This is a genomic window from Pseudobdellovibrionaceae bacterium, assembly GCA_019637875.1.
GTDB lineage: Bacteria > Bdellovibrionota > Bdellovibrionia > Bdellovibrionales > Bdellovibrionaceae > JAHBUW01.
The window spans coordinates 1-21266 of record JAHBUW010000013.1; the positions used below are offsets into that span (position 1 = coordinate 1).

Sequence of the window (21266 nt, forward strand, 5' to 3'; positions counted from 1 at the left end):
AAGATCGTTTCCTTCACGAGTGCGCTCGCCGACGCCGGCGAAGACCGAGTAACCACCGTGCTCCGTCGCGATGTTACGGATCAGTTCCTGGATCAGGACCGTCTTACCGACGCCCGCACCACCGAACAGACCGATCTTTCCACCCTTCGCGTAAGGCGCGAGAAGGTCGACGACCTTGATACCGGTCATGAGCATTTCAGTCGCCGTCGCTTGGTCTTCGAATTTCGGAGCCGCACGGTGAATGTCCCACGATTCAGTGGTCTTCAAGGGACCCGCTTCGTCGATCGGCTCGCCGATGACGTTCACGATACGACCGAGGACGCCTTCGCCCACGGGTGCTTGAATCATTTTACCCGTGCTCTGCACTTTCGCGCCGCGGACCAGACCTTCAGTCGAGTCCATCGCGATCGTACGGCAAACCGAGTCACCCAAGTGCTGAGCCACTTCGAGTACGAGGTTGTATTCTTGATCGTTGATCGCCTTGTTAGACACGCGCAGAGCGGTGTTGATCGGCGGCATCTGCGATGCGGGGAACTGAACGTCAACGACGGGTCCCAACACCTGTGTTACTTTTCCGGTTTCCATTTCAAAACTCCTTAATCAATCCGTATTAAAAAATTAGTTCAAAGCTTCCGCACCGCTGACGATTTCGGTCAACTCGGTCGTGATCTTCTCCTGACGGGCCTTGTTGTAGGTCAGCGTCAGTTTGTTCATCACTTCCTTCGCGTTGTTGGTCGCGTTTTCCATCGCGGTCATACGCGCCCCGTGTTCGGCCGCAACCGATTCCGCCATTCCGCGGAAGACCTGCACCGTGAAGTGTTTGAGCAGCAGTTGCTCAATCATCTTTTCCGGAGCCGGCTCGAAGATCATATCGGGAGAGAACTGAGTCGCTTCGCCCAACACGCCCGCACGTTCCAGATCGACGGGCAACAGCGTCTCGGTGACCACTTGTTGCGAGATGGCCGATTTGAACTCGTTGTAGACGAGACGGACTTCGTCGTATTCGCCCGCGAGATATTGCTTCATCGCCTTTTCCGCGACTTTCGACGCCAGCGCGTAGCTGATGTCTTTATCCAGGCGCAGAATCGTTTCGACGGGCTTCACCCCGCGACGAGCGAAGAATTCAGCCGACTTTTTACCGATGAACATCAAGTCCAACGTTTCGTATTTCCCTTTGTTGTCACGCAGGTACAATTCGGTGAATTTCGAGATGTTCGCGTTGAATCCACCCGCCAGACCGCGATCCGACGAGAGAACCAACAACAGAACGCGTTTCACTTCCTCGTGGGGAGTGATGAGCGGATGCTTTACTTGTTCCGACTTCACGAGATTGCCGATCACGCGCAGAAGTGTCTGCGCATACGGGCGCATGTTCACGATCTGGTTCTGCGCTTTACGAAGTTTCGCGGCAGAAACCAGCTTCATTGCGCGGGTGATCTGCTGCGTGTTCTTCGTCGAGTCAATCCGCGTGCGGATGTCCTTCAAATTTGCCATACCGGCTTAATCCTTCCGACTTACTTGAAGATCGCTTTGAACTCTTCGAGAGCCTGCTTCAGTGCCGCTTTGGTTTCGTCGGTGATCGCCTTTTTCTCGGCGATGTTTTTAGCGATGTGCGAGTACTTCGTTTTCACGAACTCGAGCATCTCTTTTTCCCAGCGCTTGACGTCTTTTTCGTCAATGCCGTCCGCGTAACCGTTGGTCGCTCCCCAGATCGAGATGATCTGATCTTCGACACGGAAGGGCTGATACTGACCTTGCTTCAAGATTTCGACCAAGCGACGGCCACGGGCCAGCTGCTGTTGCGAAGCCTTATCGAGATCCGACGCGAACGCCGCGAAGGCTTCCAGCGCGCGGAACTGAGCGAGTTCAAGTTTGATCGTTCCCGCGACCTGTTTCATCGCTTTGATCTGAGCGGCACCACCGACACGCGAAACCGACTTACCAACGTCGATTGCGGGACGGATCCCTTTATAGAACAGATCCGATTGCAGGAAGATCTGACCATCCGTGATCGAGATGACGTTCGTCGGAATGTACGCCGAGATGTCACCCGCTTGAGTCTCGATGATCGGAAGCGCCGTCAACGAACCGCCGCCTTTATCCGCCGACAGTTTCGCCGCACGCTCGAGCAGACGGCTGTGGAGATAGAAGACGTCGCCAGGGTAGGCTTCACGTCCCGGAGGACGACGGAGCAAGAGCGACAGCTGACGGTAAGCCTGAGCTTGTTTCGTCAAATCATCGTACACGATCAGGGCGTGGCGGCCGGTATCACGGAAGTATTCCGCCATAGCGGTACCGGTGTAGGCAGCCAAGAACTGCATGGGAGCGGGATCCGAAGCACCCGCCGCGATGATGGTGGTGTATTCGAGAGCGCCGGCCGCGCGGAGCTTTTCAACGACGACCGCGATGGTCGACTGTTTCTGTCCGATGGCGACGTAGAAGCACTGAACGCCCAGACCTTTTTGGTTGATGATGGTATCGATCGCGATGGCGGTCTTACCGGTCTGACGGTCACCGATGATCAATTCACGCTGACCACGGCCGATCGGGATCATCGCGTCGATCGCTTTGATACCGGTCTGAAGGGGTTCGCTGACCGATTGACGGTAAACGATACCGGGTGCCTTCAGCTCGACGACACGTTTGTGTTCTGTCTTGATTTCACCACGTCCGTCGATCGCTTGTCCCAGGGCGTTCACCACGCGACCCAAGAGGGCTTCACCAACGGGAGTTTCGACGATCGCTTTGGTGCGCTTAACGGTATCGCCTTCTTTGATCGCGCGGTCTTCACCGAACACGACAACCCCGACGAAGCTTTCTTCGAGGTTCAAGACCATACCGAAGGTTTCGTTCGGGAACTCAACGAGCTCACCGGCCATGACGTTTTCCAAACCGTACACGCGAGCGACACCGTCACCGACCGACAAAACGGTTCCGGTTTCGTTCACTTCGACTTTTTTAGCGTACTGGCTGATCTGTTCTTTCAGGACGCGGCTGATTTCTTCGGCGCGAATTTGCGTATCCATCGACTGTAGCTCCTTAATAACTTTTCAAAAAAATCTTTTAACTAAATCTATTCCAAGGAAGGCTCGGGTTAGTGTCCCAGTCCCTCTTTCAACGACGTCAAATGCGACGTCAGGCTGTCGTCAAACGTCCAACCGCCGACGGTCGCCACCAGGCCACCCATCAAGGTCGGATCGACATCGAACTTCAAGATGACTTGTTTACCGGTGACCTTACGGACCGTCTCTTCAAGGTTCTTGCGTTGTTCAGGATCGAGCGCGGCGGCCGAACGAACCACGCCACGAGTGACGCCGTTTTTTTCGTCGATCAGAGCCTCGAAGGCTTCCGCAATTTCACCCGCGAAGGCCAAACGATCCTTGTCGTTCAAGACATTCAGAAGATTCTCCACCGGAGCCGAGAACTTGCCTTTCAACGGAGCGAAGATCTTCGCTTTGTCGGCTTGGCTCACGATCGGCGAATTCAAGAAGGCTTTCACGTCGGCGTTTTTGGAAACAGCCTCACCCAACGAACGCAGGTCACCCAGAACTGCGTCGGAGTTTTTCGCTGACTCACTCACTTCAAACAGGGCTTTTGCGTAACGACTTCCGATTTGCGAAATCATGACTGTGCCGCCTCGATATTACGGATGAATTCTTTGTTCAGGCGCTGGTGGTCTTCCGAAGAAACTCCGGCGCTCATTTGGTTACGAGCGGCCGCCACGGCGTCGGTCAAAAGCTGCGTGCGCAGCTGTTCCACGGCGCGGTTCACTTCCAATTTCGCCGAAGTCTCGGCGTCCGTACGCAGACGGTTTGCGGTGGTCTCGGCATCCGCGATCATTTGTTTGCGCACATCCGCCGACTCGGCACGAGCGCGCGCGATGCTTTCCGCTGCGGTCGCTTCAATCCGGGTGAGTTCCGCACGGATCGACTTCAGATCGTTCTCGGCTGCGGTTTTTGCGGCTTGAGTTTTTGCGGCCGCATCGACGTAAGCCACCTTCTGGGCCGCGAAGAATTCGCGAACGGGCTTACGCAAAACGATGATCAAGCCCACAACGAGGATGCCGACGTTGAAGGCCTGCCAGCCAATCAAAGTCCAGTCCGGACCGTGGTGATGACCGTCCCCGTGAGGAGCCGCGATCGCCACATTCGCCAAAATTGTCAGAAGCGAAAAGAGTGTCATCGATTTCATGAGTTCGCCTTCTTCGAAAGAAGTTTCGCCGCGATCGCGTTGGCCACGACGGGAACTTCATCCTTCAGCTTGCGCTGGGCTTCGGTCACTTGGGCCGCCACCGAGGCACGAGCTTTCTCGACGATGGAGTTCGCTTGCTCGCGAGCGGTCGTCAGAATTTTTTCCGACTCCTTCACTCCTTGGCTGCGATTTTCGTCGTAGATCGACTTGATTTCGCCATTGATCGAGCGCGCTTTCGTCTCGAATTGCTGACGGAGAGAGTTGGTCTCGTTGACCAAATCTTCCGACGCGGCGGAAGCACCCTTTGTGCGTTCTTGACGTTCTTCGAGGGCTTTCGCGAACGGCGAAAACAGACCGAAGGTCAGAACAAAGAATGTTACTGAAAAGATAGCGAACTGAAGAAAGGCTGTATGGTTCAGCCCTAGAGCGTTGAGCATTTCCATTCTATTGAATTCCCTACTGAATTGAAGCTGGGGTTATCCCGCTCCAAGAAGAGGGTCAAGGCAATAGATGGCGCTGCTTACGTCTTCGGCATGTACGAAGCACCCTCGAAAACCACGCCCTCATCGATGCGCAGCGAAGGTGAGGTCACGGTGCCTTTGAAAGTCGCGGGAGGATGCATAATCACGCGGCGCCGCGCGAAGAGGTTTCCCTCCACGCGGCCACAAATGACGATGACGTCGGCTTCGATGTTCGCTTCGACAAGCGCACCGGCGTTAATGACGACATTGTCTTGGGTGAAGATCTCTCCGCTGAATTCGCCACCGATTTTCACGGTGCCTTCGAACGTCAGTTTACCCTCGAACCGCGATCCCGACTCCAGAACCGCGGAAATATGCGAGGTGGACAGCTCTTCCCCAAAGATTTCTATGACTTCTGACATCCGACCCGAATCCGATCAACGACGGACGTAAGTTGCTCGTCCGTATAATATTGGATGGCCACGCGGCCCTTACCCTCATGGTAATCAATCGTGACCTTCGTTCCAAGGAGCTTCTGCAGCTCTTCGGACAGACCCTGGATCAAACGACCGGTCACACTTTCCTTGGCCGTGTCCGTCGCCGATTTGGGCTCTTCAGTTTGATCTTTCTTCAGCATTTTCTCAAGCTTACGAACGGTCAGCCCTTCTTTCAGTACGGACTGCGCCCACTTCGATTGCTCTTCGGATTCCGGCAAAGACAGCAGAACTTTCGCGTGCCCCACGGACAGTTCTTTAGTCGCGATCAGTTCGCGAACGTCACGGGGCAGCTGGAGCAAACGGATCGCGTTGGTGACGCTGGCCCGCTCCCGACCGACCTTTTCCGCGACCTGTTGCTGGGTCAATTCGAACTCATGAGCCAGACGTTGGTAGGCCTCGGCCTCTTCCATCGGATTCAAGTCTTCGCGCTGGATATTTTCGATGATGGCCATCTCGAGCGTCTCGCGATCGCCCATGTCTTTCATGATGACGGGAACTTCGTGAAGTCCCGCCAGCTGAGCCGCACGCCAACGCCGTTCACCCGCGATGATCTCGAAACCCGCAGTTCCCGTTTTCCGGACCACGATCGGCTGGATAATTCCGCTGGTTTTGATCGATTCGGACAGCTCTTCCAGCTTCTCTTTTTCAAACTGGGTCCGGGGCTGGAACGGTGAAGGTTTCAGCTTGTCGATTCCCACCTTCCAGATGCGCGCTTCCGCAGGAATTTGCGGTTGTGGAGCGGGCGCCGCCACCGGTGCCGGAGCGGCGGCCACCGAAGCCCCTGCCGCCGGCGTCGGCTGAGCCGGTCTTTGGACCGGCTTTTCGATGCTATTTCCCATCAATCCTGAGCTCGAATTACCTCCAAGCAAAGAACCAATTCCGCGGCCCAAGGCCTTCTTTTTGTTTGAATTATCATTAATGATATCAGGCATTTAGATCCTCACTTGCCATTTCTGCGTTCGCAGATTGCGCAGCCCGAAGATCCCGCTCCACGAGCTCCGTCGCGAGCTCTTGATACTTGATCGAGCCAATCGAACGAGGATCATACTGAATGATGGACTGACCATGGCTGGGAGCCTCGGACAGACGAACATTTCGGGGAATGATGGCGTTGAAAACCTTTTCGCCGAAGTGAGTCCGGATCTCCTGGACAACTTGGTGAGAGAGATTGTTACGGGTATCAAACATCGTCAGAACGATGCCCTCGATATGGAGGGTGGGGTTCAGATTCTTTTTGACCAGACCTGCGGTATTCAGCAGCTGAGAGAGCCCTTCCAGGGCGTAGTATTCGCACTGCAGGGGAACCAGAAAGCTTTCCGCCGAAGTCAGCGCGTTCAGGGTCAAAAGCCCCAATGACGGCGGACAATCGATAATGATGTAGTCAAACTCATGGGCGAAGGGCTTGATCGCACTTTTCAGGCGATATTCCCGCTCCGGCATATCCACGAGCTCAATTTCTGCACCGACGAGGTCCGGATTGGCCGTGGCGATCTTCAGATTGGGCAGCTGGGTATCCGCCAGAACCTCACCGAGCGACTTTTCGCCGATGAGAACGTGGTAGATATTCGACTCTTGAAACTCGTGGCGTTTCAAACCGAGACCGCTGGAGGCATTCCCCTGCGGATCCATATCGATGAGAAGTACGCTCTTACCAGCGGTCGCCAAAGCCGCAGACAGGTTCACCGAGGTGGTCGTTTTACCGACTCCACCCTTTTGGTTGGCAATACAGATGGTCTTCGCCACGCGAGCCCCCTTATGGTGTGAAAAGTTCTCCCTATTAGCGGAGAAATTCAAGGAAATTGCGTTTTTATCCGATGTTCCACGTGGAACATTGGGGGTTTTCAGGTGTTCGATCGCGTTTTCAGCCTTATTCTTTGTTGTGGAGTGGTCATGACTACTCTCACAGGCTGCAAAAAGGCCGATCCCAACCCTGAGTTGAAGGATCCTCTATATCAGGCTCTCCAAGCCGAAGTCGCAGCGGCGACTGCAGATGTGACTGCGGCCCAAACGGCAGTGACCGAGGCCGAGGGAGAGATCAAAAAGGTCGTTCCCCAAACGGGTCAGATCAAATACGCGGAAAAACGCTACTGGGAATCCCGCAACAAACTCACTTTGGCAGAACAGAAGAAGAAAGCTCTCGAAGTTCAGGCTCAAATGCGGCTTTGGAAGACTCGAGTGGCCTGCCTCGAGGCTTTTCACGCCGGAAAAGAGTGTTCCGATCCTGCGGCCCTCGCAAACTATCAATTGGATCAAGCCGTGCAGAAATCTCCTCGCAATTGGAGCGTAAAAGATCGTCGAGCGGCTCTTGGCCTGTCGACCGGTCGCACTCCTGACGGAGATCCTACAGCGGCCGCCGCAAAACAAGCGGAAGGGGCTCAATCAGGGGCCGAAGCCGCTCCCGCCCATTAATGTTCCACGTGGAACATTGGATATCCGTCGACGCAATGCGCTGCTTAACCGAGAAGAAGTCGGTCCGTTCTATTCCGAAAACTTGTCGGTACGGACAATGGAGAAATTCACTTCTCCAATGGGGAGGCGATATTCGGCCATGAGAGCCGGACGCCAGAAGCTGCAAAGTTGAGTGGGAATTTCCGAGACCTCTTTGAACCACTCTTCGCCTTTCATATGAAAGACGACTCCACCCTTCTTGACGGGCTTACGGAGGACAAGAATACTACGACTAATTGACGCGAGGCCCCGACAAACCACGAAGTTCATCGATCCTTCCGGAAGTTTGTCGATCTGACTAGTCACGACCTTCAGGCTGTTCAAACCGAACTGTCGAGCCAGACTAGTCACGAACTCCGCCCTTTTGGGGTCCGGAACCACGAGAGTAGTCTGAGTAGTCGGACTCAGGATACTCATGATCAGTCCAGGAAGTCCGTTGCCTACTCCAATATCGAAGACTTCATTTTTACCAATAATTTTAAGCATTTCCCGAGACGCCAAGATGCAGTCCGCGAAATGAATCGCGTCCGCATGACTAATCGTCTTCACGCCAATCAAGTTCATCGACTTATTGGCCTTCAAAAGCTCTTCATGGAAGACTTTAAACTGCCCCAGCTGTTGAGCACTCAGCTCCGGAAACCATTGCGGCAGTCGCCAATGAATAGCCAGACCTTCACCCAGATGGGCTTTATCGTTTTCGTCTTTTGCGCCTTTTCCGAACTTAGACGGTTTGTCCAAGCGATTCCCCTGACTTCTGCCTTGATCGCAGGAAAATCATTATCGCCTGAATTGCCGAAGGATTCACACCACTGATGCGCTGAGCCTGACCGAGAGTTCTCGGTTTTACGGCCGCCAGCTTCTCTTTCTCTTCATTCGAGAGCCCGCGAATCTGTTGGTAATCCAGATCCGAGGCCAAATGAAGCTCTTCGAACTTTCGCGCCTGCTCGATGAGCTCGTGTTGTCTTTTAATGTAACCGGAATATTTCACTTCGATCTCGACGGGTTCACAAACCACGGGATCCGAGTCGATCTCGAAACCCAATTTTCCCAAAGACCATGAGTCCACCTCGGGTCGACGAAGAAGCTCTTCCCAGGTGACCGATTTCAGAAGTGCGGGAGTCCCCAAAGCGAGCAGTTTTTCCTGCATTTCCGGCTTCGGATAACAGCGCTCCGCCCGAAGCTTTTCTAGTAGGGCCGAACGCCGCTCACGCACGGATTGGTACAGCGCATTCGCGCTCTCGTCGATCAAACCCAGACCTAAGCCGATCTGCCCCAAGCGATCGAGAGTATTGTCTTCCCTTAAAACCAGACGATGCTCCGCGCGCGAAGTGAACATCCGGTAAGGTTCGCGGGTTCCTTTGGTCACCAAGTCGTCGATCAAAACTCCGATGTAGGCTTGATCCCGTGAAAGCACGAGCTCATCCCGACCCAAAATCTTGTGGGCCGCGTTTACGCCCGCGATGAAACCCTGCGCGGCCGCTTCCTCGTAACCCGAAGTTCCGTTGATTTGCCCCGCCAAGAAAAGCGAGTCGATCTGACGGGTTTCCAGACGATGCCAAATTTGCGTAGGTTCGAAATAATCATATTCGACCGCGTAACCGTAACGAACGACCTCCACATTTTCGAGACCCGGGATCGTCCGCAGAAACTGATCCTGGGTTTCTTGCGGAAGACTGGTCGAAATCCCCTGCAAATAGATCAAGTCCGTTTCCAAGGATTCGGGCTCCAGAAAAGTCTGGTGTGAATCGCGATCGGCAAAACGAACGACCTTGTCTTCGATACTCGGGCAGTAACGGGGACCCGAACCCTCAATCACCCCACAATACATCGGGGATTGATGCAGATTTTCACGGATAATATCGTGGGTTTTTTCCGTGGTTCGCGACAGATAGCACGCGACCTGGGGAAGCTGGAATTCACGGGACGAACGCATCGAAAACGGAAAGAACTCGGGATCCCCGTATTGTTCCGTCGTTTTCGAAAAATCGATGCTGCCGGCGCGCAGACGGGCGGGCGTCCCGGTTTTCAGTCGTTTCACTTCAAAACCGAAGGATTTCAGCTGATCGGAAAGACCTAAACTGGCTTGATCACCAACACGGCCCCCGGCGGTTTGCACCGACCCCATATGCATCACGCCATTCATGAAAGTCCCGGTGGTCAAAATGACGGTCTTCGCGCGAATCACCGAACCATCTTGCAGAATCACACCCTCCGCGAGGGCCTGACCGGCAGAGTTCTTACCCAGAAGCAGGCTTTTCACTTCGCCTTGCATGACGGTCAAATTCGCCTGGCTTTGCAGGCGGGTTTTCATCTCGCGGGCGTATTTTTCTTTGTCGGATTGAACGCGGGTTCCGCGAACGGCGGGACCTTTCCGGGAATTCAGGCGTTTGAACTGCAAACAAGTCAGGTCGGCGACCAAACCCATCTCCCCGCCAAGAATATCGATTTCCCGAACCATGTGGCCTTTAGCCAAACCACCAATCGAGGGGTTGCAGCTCATGTAGCCGATGCGATCGACATTCGTGGTGACCATCAAAGTCTTCAAACCCAAACGCGAAGGCGCCAGTGAAGCTTCGATTCCGGCATGGCCGGCACCCACCACGATCACATCAAAATCGGTTCCCATATTACTTCCCAAGGCAGAACTCTTTGAAAATCTGATCGATGACCTGCTCGTCGTAACGAATTCCGAGCAGACTTTGCACCCGAACCAGGGCTTCCTTCAAGGGCATCGCCAGAAGTTCGCGACCGATGCGGTCCCGCGCCATCCCCAAAGCCTCGTCCATGGCGGCTTTCGCCGCCGTCAAAGCTTCGAAATGACGGGCCCGCGAAATCACGACGCTTTCCCCCGCTCCCGTCGCCGAAATCCGCAAAGCCACGGACTCGCGAATCCGCTCGACCAGATCCGCACCCGCACTGCGAACTGAACCTTGCAGTACCGGAATCGCCTCGGCGCCGGAAACAGTCGCCACCGCCGCTTCACCCAAGTCCGCCTTATTACGAAGGAAGACCAGAACATCGGGGCGTTCTCGTAAGATCCATTCCAGGTCTTTCTGATCTTCACCCACCATCACATCGGGAGCGCTGACCCAGAACACCAGATCCGCACGGCGCAGCTGTTCGCGGACACGATCAATTCCTAGGTTTTCGACGACATCCGCGGTTTCACGAAGACCGGCGGTGTCCGTCCAACAGACCCGCACGCCGTTCACCTCGGTCCAAGCCTCGATCGTATCGCGGGTGGTTCCCGCGATCTCGGTCACAATGGCGCGATTTTCACCCAAAACCAGGTTCAAAAGACTGGATTTGCCGACGTTCGGAGGCCCCGCGAAAACGACGCGGAAACCTTCTTCCAAAACCCGGCCACGCTCATAGCCAGCCACCAGCTGATCGATTTCGCGGGAAACCTGTTTCAGCGAAGAAATCAGCTCATCGGAAGACATCGTTTCCAAACCTTCGGTGGAAAAATCGATATCCGCTTCCAGATGCGCGAGCGTATGCAGAATCTGTTTTTCAATCGAGGCGACCTGTTGGGAAACCGCGCCGCCCAATTGCTTGAGCGCATTCGCTTTTTCAAACGGTGACTGGCTTTCGATCACGGACAGGACGCTTTCCGCCTGCACCAGATCGAGTCGACCATTCATGAATGCGCGGTATGTGAATTCACCGGGTTCCGCCGGCAAACTTCCGGCGTGAATCAGTTCTTTTTGAATTTCGTCGATGATCACGGGGTTTCCGTGACAGGAAATTTCGACGCACTCTTCGCCCGTAAAGGAGCGCCCGCCTAAAAAAGGCGTCAACAGAACCTCATCGATGCGATGAGCTTCCATCAGCAGTGATTCAAGATGTCCGTAGTAAACTCGATGCGATTCAACTTCGGCGGGAAGGAAGGGCGCAAGTTTGCGCACCACCGAAACGGCGCCGGGACCGCTGATCCGCAGGACCGCGATTCCCGAACGCCCAAGGGGCGTCGCCAAAGCATGAATGGTTTGCGACTCCCGCAACCGATGGTCAGCCATGGCGACTACCTAGCACATGCTTAAGAATCCGTCCGGCCCTCTTCGACACCCGAAGATTTGGCAGGATAGATTTTGATCTTTTTATAAAGTCCATCGCCGATGGAGCGGCTCTTCACGCGCTCGTCGCCCGCCAGGTGCTGGTGGACGATCTTGCGGTCTTTGGGGGGCAGGGCACGGATATAGACCGATTTCCCCTTGGAAATCGCGGTGTCCTTGAGTTTATCCGCCAGCTCGATCAGGGCCGCATTCGACTCTTCACGGTAGCCGTTGCAGTCGATCTGGATCGAGGTTTTGTCTTCCGAGAAATTGTGCTGAACGACCCGCTGAAGGAACAGCTGGATCGAGTCGATCATTTGGCCTTCACGCTCTTTCAAAAGCTCTTCATCGGGGCCCGAGATCTCGACGTTGATTTGCGGCTGACCTTTGTCGTCATCGCTGGATTTCACGTCGAACGAAAGATCGAAACCGCCCTTTTCGATCAAGCCTTCCATGGTCGCGCGCACGAGCTGTGCGACGTCGCCATCGGCTTGCGAACCCGTCTCTTTTTTCTTTCCGCCGAAGAGGCGGCTTAGGAATCCTGTCATTGTACGTCCCCTTTTCCTTTTAAACTTTTGTCACCGCAACTTTGTTCGACTTGCGATCCAGCATGAAAAGCTGCTGTTGGATCACCCCGAAGAGAGTGCTGATGAAGATATAAAGCGTCAGTCCGCTGGGCAGACCGAATGTAAACACACTGAAGATCAACGGCATCCACAACATGATCCGCGCCTGTGCGGGATCCATCGTGGTGGGCGTGATTTTTTGCTGAACGAACATCGTCACGCCCATCAAGATCGGCAGAACGAAGAAAGGGTCCTTCTGGCTCAAGTCATGAATCCAGAAGATGAACGGCGCTTGGTAAAGTTCGATCGACTGCCCCAAAACCTGATACAGAGCGAAGAAGACGGGCATCTGCAGAAGCAGCGGCAAACAACCACCCAAGGGGTTGACCTTCTGCTCGCGCATCAGCGCCATGGTTTCGCGGTTCAAGGCTGTGGGATCTTCCTTGTAGCGAGTCCGCAGCGCTTGCAGCTGCGGCTGAATGACCTGCATCTTCTTCATCGAACGATACGACGCCATGTTGAACGGCAGAACGATCAAACGAACCAGGACGGTCAAAATGATGATCGCCCAACCCCAGTTGCCGACCAAACCGTGGGACCACTGCAGGACTTTCAACAGCACTTTCCCGATGGGAGAGAAGAAACCGAAGTTCACGACCTTCACCAATTCCGGATTCACCTTCTCGAGAACCGCCGACGACTTGCCGCCCGCGTACGAGATCCATTTGAATTCCATGGTCGGTTGCACGGTGACCGGAGCGTAAGTCGCGATACTGCGCAATTCACCGGTCGCCTCGGATTCCATACGCACCGAGGGCATCACGGCCGATTGATCGACCACCGCCGAAACGAAATACTGCGAGCCGATACCCCACAGATTCGCGGCTTGGTAATCGTGAGCGACGGGCTCACCGTCTTTGATATGCAGACGCTCGACCGAACCGTCGATTTCCGCGAGGAATTCTTGGTGATCCAGCGAGGGCATGAAGAAGTTGCCGCCGGTCACTTTGCGACGAGGCTCGACTTGTTTCACCGTCAGACCCTTAAAGTCCGCGGGCACGTTCTCTAAACGAACCAAAGAGTCGATTTTCGCGGTCTCGGGATCGACGGTCATCGTGTGCGTGATGACTAGGGCCCCCTGGCGAGCCTGACCGACAAAGGTCGTTTCCGACTGGCGCGCGACGACGAAATCCAGAGGAGACGACTGACCGACAACGCCGATTTCGAAAAGACGGAAGCCTTCGACGGCGCCGAGCTTGATCTCTTGCTCTTGATGATCGCGATACTTGCGCAGGCGGAATTTCTGCAGCCCCATCCCTTTGGAAGAGATCTCGAAGGCCACGCTTTCGTTTTCAAAACTGTGAACCGATTCGGGAGTCGAATCGACCGCAGCCTCTTGAGCCACGGCGGCGGCACCGGCCTGCGCAGCATCGGCGGTGGGCGGACTTAAAACGCCCGTGCCCGCAACGGTTCCAGAGCCCGCGGTTTCGCCGGTCACCTCTCCAGAAGCGGCGACTTGCCCTTTGGGCTTATAATATTCGGGATATTTGTGGGTCATCCAGGCTTGCCAGCCGAAGAACAAAACCGCGCAAACCGCGACGGCCAAGATGGTCTTGTTGTCCAAGAAGTTGTTGTTGTTCTCTGGTGTCGTACTCATGGAGTGTCCTCAATGACTTTCGCGGTAAAAGGAACGGGATCATAACCGTAGGGTCCACCGGGACGGCAGCGCCACAGACGAATCAAAGTGAGTTTCAAGGCGGTTCCAGGAGACAAGGTGCGGAAGGCTTCTTCGGCGTAACGTGAACAGCTCGGTTCAAAACGGCAAACGCCACCCATCGACGGGGCCAGAACCACGCGATAAAACGCGATTCCCCAGAGGCCGATCCACCGAAAGATGGACTTAGGACTCAAGCTGAAGCCCACGTGTTTTCCACTGGGATTCCAGGTCTCGCAGTTCGAGAGTGTCGTAATGTTCGCCCTTTTGTGGACGAAAGAAGAAGTGCACATCGATCGACAAGTCCTCATGCTCCCGGACTTGTTTGCGAACGATCTCACGGGCCCAACGCCGGAGGCGATTACGAAGAACGGCCTTTCCCACTTGGCGTGGAATCGAAAAGCCGTAGCGTAAATAACCAACGGTGTTCGGAACGTAAATGATCGTCAGCCAACGGCAGGAGCTCATTTTACGACCCGATTGGCGCAGCCGCTCGAAGTCCGACTTCAGAACGAGGCTACGCCGGGGCCGCGAATTACTTGCTACCAACTGCGACAGTCAGACGTTTGCGACCTTTTGCACGACGACGCGAGAGAACCGCGCGACCGTCTTTAGTTGCCATGCGAGCGCGGAAACCGTGAGTGGTTTTGCGACGCTTATTGCGAGGTTGGTAAGTGCGTTTGCTCATCTGAAGCTCCCTCTGGATGACCTCTGCAGATCATCCGTTTCGTAGTCACGTCCGGTGCTCCTCCATAGAGCTCTCTTTTGAGCGCTCGTTGGAGCGACGCCGAACCGAGATAATTTCTAGAGATTTCAATCTGTTCCGTCGTCGATGGTTTCGAACGAATAACGTCGAAAAGTTCGATCTGGAACTCAGGGCTCTAGAGGCCGGAATAAATCACAACGCATTATGAGGGTCAATAGTTGAAATACCCCCCTCACCCTGTTAGCTCCCTCCCATCCGCCAAGCAAGGTGGCCGACACGAGCAGAAGGGGGTCTTGTTCGTGGAACTGAACTCTGATTTTTGGGCATCCATCAAAAACAGTATCAAAAGCCGCAACCGGGAAAACCGGTTGATTGAGACCTTTTTGGAGCCCATCCATTATGTGGATACCGCCGAGAATTCGGGGCTTCCTAAGATGGTTTTGGGCGTTCCTTCGCCGATCCACCAGTATTTCGTCATCGAAAACCTCCTGGAAAAGATCTATCTCGAGGTCTCGGAGTCCTATCGTTCTCCTTATGAAATCGAAGTAGTTGTCACCGGACAACGTGCGGGCGAAGCCCCCAAGGAAAACCCTGCGGCCGTAGCCCCGGTTCAAGAGGTCATCGAGCCGCACCCGGCGCCTCGGCCCTTTGCGCCAACTCAAGGGAAGTACTTCGATTTCTTGAATCCCGAGTACACCTTCAGCACCTTCGTGGTCGGCCGCAATACCGAGTTTGCCCACGCCGCAAGCTACAACGTCGCCCGCAATCCCGGACAGGGCTATAATCCGCTGTTTATCTGCGGACCTGTCGGAATGGGTAAAACGCATCTTCTGCACGCCGTTGGTCATCAGATTCTCGAACAATTTCCGCACCTTCGGATTAACTACTTCTCGGCTGAGCGCTTTTTGAATGAGTGTATTTCGGCGATCCGTCGCCAAGAGATGGATAAGTTCCGTCAGAAATACCGTGAAAACTGCGACATCCTGCTGGTCGATGACGTTCAGTACATCGGCCGCGGGGAAGCGACGCAGGAAGAGTTCTTCCATATGATCAATGCGTTCATCGAAAAGCGGAAACAGGTGGTTCTGGCTTCCGATCGAATGCCCAAAGACATCCTGAATCTGGAAGACCGGAACCGCTCACGTTTGGAGTGGGGTTTGATCGCCGACATCCAAATGCCCGATTTGGAAACACGGGTGGCTATCCTCCGTTACAAAGCCGAGCGCATGGGCCTTCGTCTGGCTGAGGACGTGGTCAACTACATAGCCAGAATATCCAAACGGAGTATTCGTGAGCTGGAGGGCAACCTCAAAAAAGTGAAAATGTTCAGTGAACTTCAGGGTTTGAGCATCGACATCGAGCTCGCCAAGAAAGTCTTGAATAGTCACGAAACTCAGACCACGATTTCGCTCGAGGATATCCAAAAGCTGGTGGCGGATCATTTTAAGGTGAAGATTGCGGACCTGAAGTCCACAACCCGCGCCAAAGTGATCGTCGTTCCCCGGCAGATCGCCATGTATCTGATCAAAAAGCATTTGGATCGTCCGCTCGTAGAAATTGGACGCGCTTTTGGCGGCAAAGATCACACAACGGTGATGAATGCGCTGGAACGGGTCGATTTTCTACAGAATAAAGATATGGATATTAAGAATGATCTCGAGGAGTTAACGACAAGAATCCACAATATCACAGGGGTGTGAATCTGCCCTGTGGAAAAACCTGTGGAAGAAGTTGAGAACTTCTTTGTGGATTCGAGTTCCCCCCAAATTTGACAGAGATTTGGGTTGGCCTCAGGTGAAACGGTCCACTAGATTCTGCGAGTGTTTTTGAAGAGTTAAGTAGAAAAATGAGTTATCCACGCCCCTACTACGACTACGAGTATTATATGTATATAGAAATAGATAAGAAAGAGCTCCTCAATCTGATCGGGAAGACCCTGAACATCGTGGAGAAAAGAAACACGATGCCCGTTCTGATGAACGTGCTCTTGGAAGCAGATGGTCAGAACCTGAAGGTGTTCGCAACAGATCTTGAGGTCAGCCTCACAGATCAGAGTCCTGCGAAAGTGAACACACCCGGTAAGGTGGCGGTCAGTGCTAAAGCTCTTTTCGATATCGCGAAAGAGTTGGGCGATGGACGTATCTCGCTGACTCGCAAAGAAAACAACTGGCTCGAAATTCGTCAGGGTCGTTACCAATCCAAGATCGTTGGGATCAGCGCCGAAGAGTATCCGGTGTTCCCCACTTTCACCGGACAAGGTTTCGCCGAGATTCCTGGGCCCGTCCTTCGTGAGATGATCGATCGCACGGTGTACAGCGTTTCGAACGACGAAACTCGTTATCACCTGAACGGTGTTTATTTCGAACAAAAAGGCGATGCGGGTTACACGATGGTCGCGACCGACGGTCACCGTTTGAGCCTGATCCAAAAGAAGTTGCCGGCACAAAAGCTCATGACTCAAGGTCAGGGCGTGATCATTCCCCGTAAGGGTTTGAACGAAATCAAAAAATTGCTGGATAGCTTGGAAGGTCCGTTCGAAGTCGCGATCGAAGGTTCGCAGATGATTCTGCGCAACTCGAACACGACGTTGATGATTCGTTTGATCGAAGGGAAATATCCCAACTATTCACAGTTTATTCCACAGAACCTGAAAAAGAAGATCACGATTCATCGCGACTCTTTCCTGACTTCGTTGAAACGCGTTTCGCTTTTGGCGAATCAAAAATCGAAAGCGATCACGCTCTCGATCGCTGACGGCAAAATGGAAATCGCTTCGAACAATCCCGAGCTCGGTGATGCGAAGGAAGAAATCGAAGTCGAATACGCGGGACAAGATCTGCGGATCGGTTTCAACGCGAAGTACATCCAGGATGTGCTGACCGCGATGACCGAAGAAAAAGTCGATTTCGAAATCAACGATCAGCTTTCGCCCGGATTGATCCGTCCGCACAATGATCCCGCCTACACGTGCGTGGTCATGCCCATGCGGATTTGATCGGTAACGGGCAATGCTGAAGCGGCTTCGACTCTTTGATTTCAGAAATTTCAAAGAGCAGTGGGTCGATTTCTCGGCGCAGACGAACGTTTTCGTCGGCGACAACGGTCAGGGAAAATCGAACATCCTTGAAGCCATTTATCTTCTGCTGACGGGCGAGTCCTTTCGCCCGTCGGAAGTTTCCCACTACGTGAAATGGGGATCGGAAGCGGCCTCTTTACGGGGCCTTTTCGAAAACGATCAGCACGAAGCCCTCGACGTTTTTTTGAAAATTCAAAACGGCAAAAAAGCACTGACGGTGAATGAAAAGAAGTTCACCGCGCAGGACTGGCGGCGGATGGATCCGCCGATTCTGTTCAGTCCCGAATCTTTGAACGCGATTAAGGGCAGTGCCGAAGAGCGTCGCGCGCTCGTCGACGAACTCGTGCTGAACCTTTCGCCGATCGCCCACCAAACGCACCAGGATTTCCGTAAAGCGCTGCGAATGCGCAACAAGATCCTCCGGGATCACCGGGACGCCCGTGAAAGCGGAATCGGCCTTGGCGCGGCTCTGGAAAAACCTGTGGATAAAACTTTGGCGTTGCTCGAAGCACTGAATCCAAAGTTCTTGGAACTGGCCGTCATTGTGACGCAACAGCGAATTGAAGCTCTTCGCAAACTCGAGCCGGATGTGAATCTGGCGATGCAGAGCGTTTCTGAGGGATTTCCCGCAATTCAGCTCCAGTACTGGATCTCCCAACAGCCCGCGATCCACTATTCCCACCAAGATATCCACAACTCACTGCAGAAAAGACTCAAAGAATTGCAGTCGGCTGAGCTCTCTTCGGGCACAAGTTTGGTGGGTCCGCACAAGCACGACATCGTGTTCCTATTTGGCGGAAACGATTCAAGATTTTTCTGTTCGCAGGGGCAGCAAAGAAGCTTGATTCTGGCTTTCAAAGTCGCTCAGATCGTGTATCATCGGAAGGTTCTCAAAAGGCGTCCCATCCTGCTTCTGGATGACGTTTTATCGGAACTGGATGGCGCGAAACGAAAAAATTTCGTCGAGCTGATGAAGACCATGGAGTCGCAGATCGTGTTGACCACAACCGACTACGATCTTCCCCAAGTTTTCTCGTCCACTTCCGCTGAATCGCAGATCTCGCTCAAGCGAGTTCTGGATGGGCGTGTGACAGACTAGCCTTGTTTTGTTTTCGAAAGGGCGGGGGATGAGTACGGATACTGTTCAAAAAACCGAACAGAAAGAATACGGCGCGGATTCGATCCAGGTTTTGGAGGGTCTCGAGGCCGTTCGCAAAAGACCTGGAATGTACATCGGCGATACCGGTGTGCGCGGTTATCACCACCTTGTGTACGAAATCGTGGATAACTCGGTCGACGAAGCCCTCGCGGGTTTCTGTAAACACATCAACGTGACGATTTCGACCGATGAGTCGATCACCGTGGAAGACGACGGCCGCGGCATTCCCGTGGAAGCTCACAAAAACGGAAAGTCGGCCCTCGAAATCGTCATGACCGTCCTGCACGCCGGCGGTAAGTTCGATGGCGGCAGCTACAAAGTTTCCGGCGGTCTTCACGGCGTCGGCGCTTCCGTGGTGAACGCGCTTTCCGTGCGGACGCGCGTGGAAGTCAAACGCAACGGCTTCACTTGGATTCAAAACTACGCCAAGGGGCAACCGCAAGGTCCGCTCGAAAAAGGCGAGGCCATCACCAAGACCGGAACGAAAACCACCTTCAAGCCCGATACCGAAATCTTCAAAGATCTTTCGATCTCTTACGATTTCAACACGCTGGCGAATCGTTTCCGCGAACTCGCATTCTTGAATGCGGGGCTTTACATCTCGTTGAACGATGAGCGCACGGGGAAGAAACAAGAATTCCAATATGCGAACGGCATCGCGGAGTTCGTCAGCTACTTGAACCAATCGAAAAAAGCTCTGCACAACGACGTCGTGTACTTCCGCGGCGAACGTGACGATGTCGAAGTCGAAGTGGCGGCGCAGTGGAACGATTCGTATTCCGAGTCGATCTTCTCGTACTGCAACAACATCAACACCATCGAAGGCGGAACGCACTTGATCGGTTTCCGTGGCGCGGTCACTCGGACCACCAACGCCTACGCGACCGAAAAGAACCTGCTGAAGGATCTGAAGGTTTCGCTCGAGGGTGAGGACATCCGTGAGGGGATGGCTGCGGTCGTCTCGGTGAAAGTACGTGAGCCCCAATTCGAAGGGCAGACGAAAACCAAACTCGGTAACAACGAGGTCAAGGGGATCGTCGAATCTCTCGTGAACGAAAAAATGGCCGACTGGTTCGATCGCAATCCAGGTCCGGCGAAACAGATCATCGGCAAATGCGTGGAGGCCGCCCGCGCGCGCGAAGCGGCCCGTAAGGCCCGCGAGCTGACCCGTCGTAAGACGGCGCTCGACGGCGGAACGCTTCCGGGAAAGATGGCGGACTGCCAAGAACGCGATCCTTCGCTCTGCGAATTGTACCTGGTCGAGGGAGACTCGGCCGGTGGATCCGCGAAGCAAGCCCGTGACCGTCGTACCCAAGCGGTTCTGCCGCTGAAGGGTAAGATCCTGAACGTCGAGAAGGCGCGTTTCGACAAAATGCTGTCGAACGAAGAGATCCGCATGATGATCTCGGCCCTCGGAACCGGGATCGGTAAAGACCAAGTCAGCGCCGAAAAAATCCGTTACCACAAAATCATTATCATGACCGATGCGGACGTCGACGGCTCGCACATCCGTACGCTGCTGCTGACGTTCTTCTATCGCCAGATGCCCGAAGTGCTCGAGCGCGGTTATGTGTACATCGCGCAGCCGCCGCTCTACCGCGCGAAAAAAGGCCAGGCCGAGAATTATCTGAAAGACGATCAGGCGCTGAATGAATTTTTGCTCACCAGCGGTTTGAAAGACGTCGTGCTGACCTCGGGTTCGAAGAACGCGGATTTCCGCAAGTTCATGTCGAACATTCAGCGCTTCAATCACGTGTTGAAAGTTGCCCGCAGTAAATTCGATCCCGACCTTGCGGCGTACCTGGTGGCGAATGCGACCGGACTGGAAGAAACCCTGAAGGACGAGTCGAAGACTTTGGCGCTTTTGGCGAAATTCAAAGACTTCTACCCGACCCAGAAAGACGTTTCGATCACGGATATCGCGTGGAAGCCGGTCGTCGAAGACGGCGTTCCGTCGGTGATCGTCGAAACTTTCCGTTTTGCGGATAAGTCGACGACGAAACTGAATGCGCAGTTCCTGAAAATGCCCGAGTGGATTGAATTGAATTCGCTGTGGAGCGAGATCACCGGCGTATCGAAATTGCCCGTGACCCTGACTCTCGGCGGTTCGGAAAAAACTTTTGAAGATTATAAATCACTGCATGCCGAAGTGATGGAGAGCACGAAGAAGGGCTACTACATCCAACGCTACAAGGGATTGGGCGAGATGAACCCCGAGCAGCTGTGGGAAACCACGCTGAATCCCGAGCATCGTAACCTGCTCCAAGTGAGCATCGACGATGCGGTTGCGGCGGATGAAACCTTCAGCGTCTTGATGGGTGAACTTGTCGAACCCCGTCGGAAATTCATCAACGACAACGCACTTAGCGTGCGTGAGCTGGACGTCTAAGGAG

The 21266-nt window shown here is 54.1% G+C and carries 22 protein-coding genes; 5 read left to right on the forward strand and 17 right to left on the reverse strand.

Features of this window, described 5'->3' with window-relative positions; all coding sequences use genetic code 11:
* From KF767_15180 to KF767_15220, 9 genes are all read right to left on the reverse strand, one after another.
* A partial coding sequence (locus tag KF767_15180) for a F0F1 ATP synthase subunit beta (protein ID MBX3019228.1) occupies positions 1 to 585 on the reverse strand: 585 nt, incomplete at its 3' end.
* A 33-nt stretch (positions 586 to 618) separates the two neighbouring features.
* Positions 619 to 1494, reverse strand: coding sequence for an ATP synthase F1 subunit gamma (gene atpG, locus KF767_15185; protein MBX3019229.1), 876 nt, complete (start codon positions 1492 to 1494; stop codon positions 619 to 621).
* A gap of 20 nt (positions 1495 to 1514) precedes the next feature.
* Positions 1515 to 3026 carry a F0F1 ATP synthase subunit alpha gene (gene atpA / locus KF767_15190; GenBank protein MBX3019230.1) on the reverse strand — a complete coding sequence of 504 codons (1512 nt, stop codon included), beginning with the start codon at positions 3024 to 3026 and terminating at the stop codon, positions 1515 to 1517.
* A gap of 68 nt (positions 3027 to 3094) precedes the next feature.
* Positions 3095 to 3625, reverse strand: coding sequence for an ATP synthase F1 subunit delta (atpH, locus tag KF767_15195; protein ID MBX3019231.1), 531 nt, complete (start codon positions 3623 to 3625; stop codon positions 3095 to 3097).
* Positions 3622 to 4191: an ATP synthase F0 subunit B gene (locus tag KF767_15200; protein ID MBX3019232.1), complete on the reverse strand. Its 570-nt coding sequence runs from the start codon at positions 4189 to 4191 to the stop codon at positions 3622 to 3624. The genes atpH and KF767_15200 overlap by 4 nt, the downstream gene beginning before the upstream one ends.
* Entirely contained in the window at positions 4188 to 4628 is a 441-nt protein-coding gene (locus KF767_15205; GenBank protein MBX3019233.1) for an ATP synthase F0 subunit B, read from the reverse strand. The genes KF767_15200 and KF767_15205 overlap by 4 nt, the downstream gene beginning before the upstream one ends.
* An 83-nt stretch (positions 4629 to 4711) precedes the next feature.
* Positions 4712 to 5074: a polymer-forming cytoskeletal protein gene (locus KF767_15210; protein ID MBX3019234.1), complete on the reverse strand. Its 363-nt coding sequence runs from the start codon at positions 5072 to 5074 to the stop codon at positions 4712 to 4714.
* Positions 5059 to 6081 (reverse strand): ParB/RepB/Spo0J family partition protein, encoded by a 1023-nt coding sequence (locus KF767_15215; GenBank protein ID MBX3019235.1) that lies wholly within the window; start codon positions 6079 to 6081, stop codon positions 5059 to 5061. Before KF767_15215 ends, KF767_15210 begins: the two co-directional genes overlap by 16 nt.
* On the reverse strand, positions 6074 to 6892 hold the full coding sequence (locus KF767_15220; protein ID MBX3019236.1) for a ParA family protein: 819 nt from the start codon (positions 6890 to 6892) through the stop codon (positions 6074 to 6076). The genes KF767_15215 and KF767_15220 overlap by 8 nt, the downstream gene beginning before the upstream one ends.
* 147 nt (positions 6893 to 7039) lie before the next feature.
* Here KF767_15220 and KF767_15225 point away from each other — a divergent pair, with 147 nt between their 5' ends.
* Entirely contained in the window at positions 7040 to 7558 is a 519-nt protein-coding gene (locus KF767_15225; protein MBX3019237.1) for a hypothetical protein, read from the forward strand.
* Between the two features lie 69 nt (positions 7559 to 7627).
* Here the strand turns inward: KF767_15225 and rsmG are convergent, their stop codons facing one another.
* From rsmG to rpmH, 8 genes are read right to left on the reverse strand one after another with little or no spacing between them, the layout of a single operon-like run.
* Entirely contained in the window at positions 7628 to 8335 is a 708-nt protein-coding gene (gene rsmG, locus KF767_15230; protein ID MBX3019238.1) for a 16S rRNA (guanine(527)-N(7))-methyltransferase RsmG, read from the reverse strand.
* Entirely contained in the window at positions 8319 to 10223 is a 1905-nt protein-coding gene (gene mnmG, locus KF767_15235; protein ID MBX3019239.1) for a tRNA uridine-5-carboxymethylaminomethyl(34) synthesis enzyme MnmG, read from the reverse strand. The genes rsmG and mnmG overlap by 17 nt, the downstream gene beginning before the upstream one ends.
* A gap of 1 nt (position 10224) precedes the next feature.
* On the reverse strand, positions 10225 to 11616 hold the full coding sequence (mnmE, locus tag KF767_15240; GenBank protein MBX3019240.1) for a tRNA uridine-5-carboxymethylaminomethyl(34) synthesis GTPase MnmE: 1392 nt from the start codon (positions 11614 to 11616) through the stop codon (positions 10225 to 10227).
* Between the two features lie 20 nt (positions 11617 to 11636).
* Positions 11637 to 12200, reverse strand: a complete 564-nt coding sequence (locus tag KF767_15245) for a hypothetical protein (GenBank protein ID MBX3019241.1) — start codon at positions 12198 to 12200, stop codon at positions 11637 to 11639.
* 19 nt (positions 12201 to 12219) lie between these two features.
* Positions 12220 to 13875 (reverse strand): membrane protein insertase YidC, encoded by a 1656-nt coding sequence (yidC, locus tag KF767_15250; GenBank protein ID MBX3019242.1) that lies wholly within the window; start codon positions 13873 to 13875, stop codon positions 12220 to 12222.
* Positions 13872 to 14225 carry a membrane protein insertion efficiency factor YidD gene (gene yidD, locus KF767_15255; GenBank protein MBX3019243.1) on the reverse strand — a complete coding sequence of 118 codons (354 nt, stop codon included), beginning with the start codon at positions 14223 to 14225 and terminating at the stop codon, positions 13872 to 13874. Before yidD ends, yidC begins: the two co-directional genes overlap by 4 nt.
* Positions 14119 to 14481 carry a ribonuclease P protein component gene (rnpA, locus tag KF767_15260; protein ID MBX3019244.1) on the reverse strand — a complete coding sequence of 121 codons (363 nt, stop codon included), beginning with the start codon at positions 14479 to 14481 and terminating at the stop codon, positions 14119 to 14121. The genes yidD and rnpA overlap by 107 nt, the downstream gene beginning before the upstream one ends.
* Positions 14468 to 14620 (reverse strand): 50S ribosomal protein L34, encoded by a 153-nt coding sequence (gene rpmH / locus KF767_15265; protein MBX3019245.1) that lies wholly within the window; start codon positions 14618 to 14620, stop codon positions 14468 to 14470. Before rpmH ends, rnpA begins: the two co-directional genes overlap by 14 nt.
* Positions 14621 to 14937: 317 nt before the next feature.
* Here rpmH and dnaA point away from each other — a divergent pair, with 317 nt between their 5' ends.
* The 4 genes from dnaA to gyrB all read left to right on the forward strand — a co-directional run bounded on the left by dnaA (position 14938) and on the right by gyrB (position 21262).
* On the forward strand, positions 14938 to 16338 hold the full coding sequence (gene dnaA, locus KF767_15270) for a chromosomal replication initiator protein DnaA (GenBank protein ID MBX3019246.1): 1401 nt from the start codon (positions 14938 to 14940) through the stop codon (positions 16336 to 16338).
* A 185-nt stretch (positions 16339 to 16523) separates the two neighbouring features.
* Entirely contained in the window at positions 16524 to 17633 is a 1110-nt protein-coding gene (gene dnaN / locus KF767_15275) for a DNA polymerase III subunit beta (protein ID MBX3019247.1), read from the forward strand.
* A 13-nt stretch (positions 17634 to 17646) separates the two neighbouring features.
* Positions 17647 to 18813: a DNA replication and repair protein RecF gene (recF, locus tag KF767_15280; protein ID MBX3019248.1), complete on the forward strand. Its 1167-nt coding sequence runs from the start codon at positions 17647 to 17649 to the stop codon at positions 18811 to 18813.
* A gap of 28 nt (positions 18814 to 18841) precedes the next feature.
* Positions 18842 to 21262: a DNA topoisomerase (ATP-hydrolyzing) subunit B gene (gyrB, locus tag KF767_15285; GenBank protein MBX3019249.1), complete on the forward strand. Its 2421-nt coding sequence runs from the start codon at positions 18842 to 18844 to the stop codon at positions 21260 to 21262.
* The last annotated feature ends 4 nt before the right edge of the window (positions 21263 to 21266 follow it).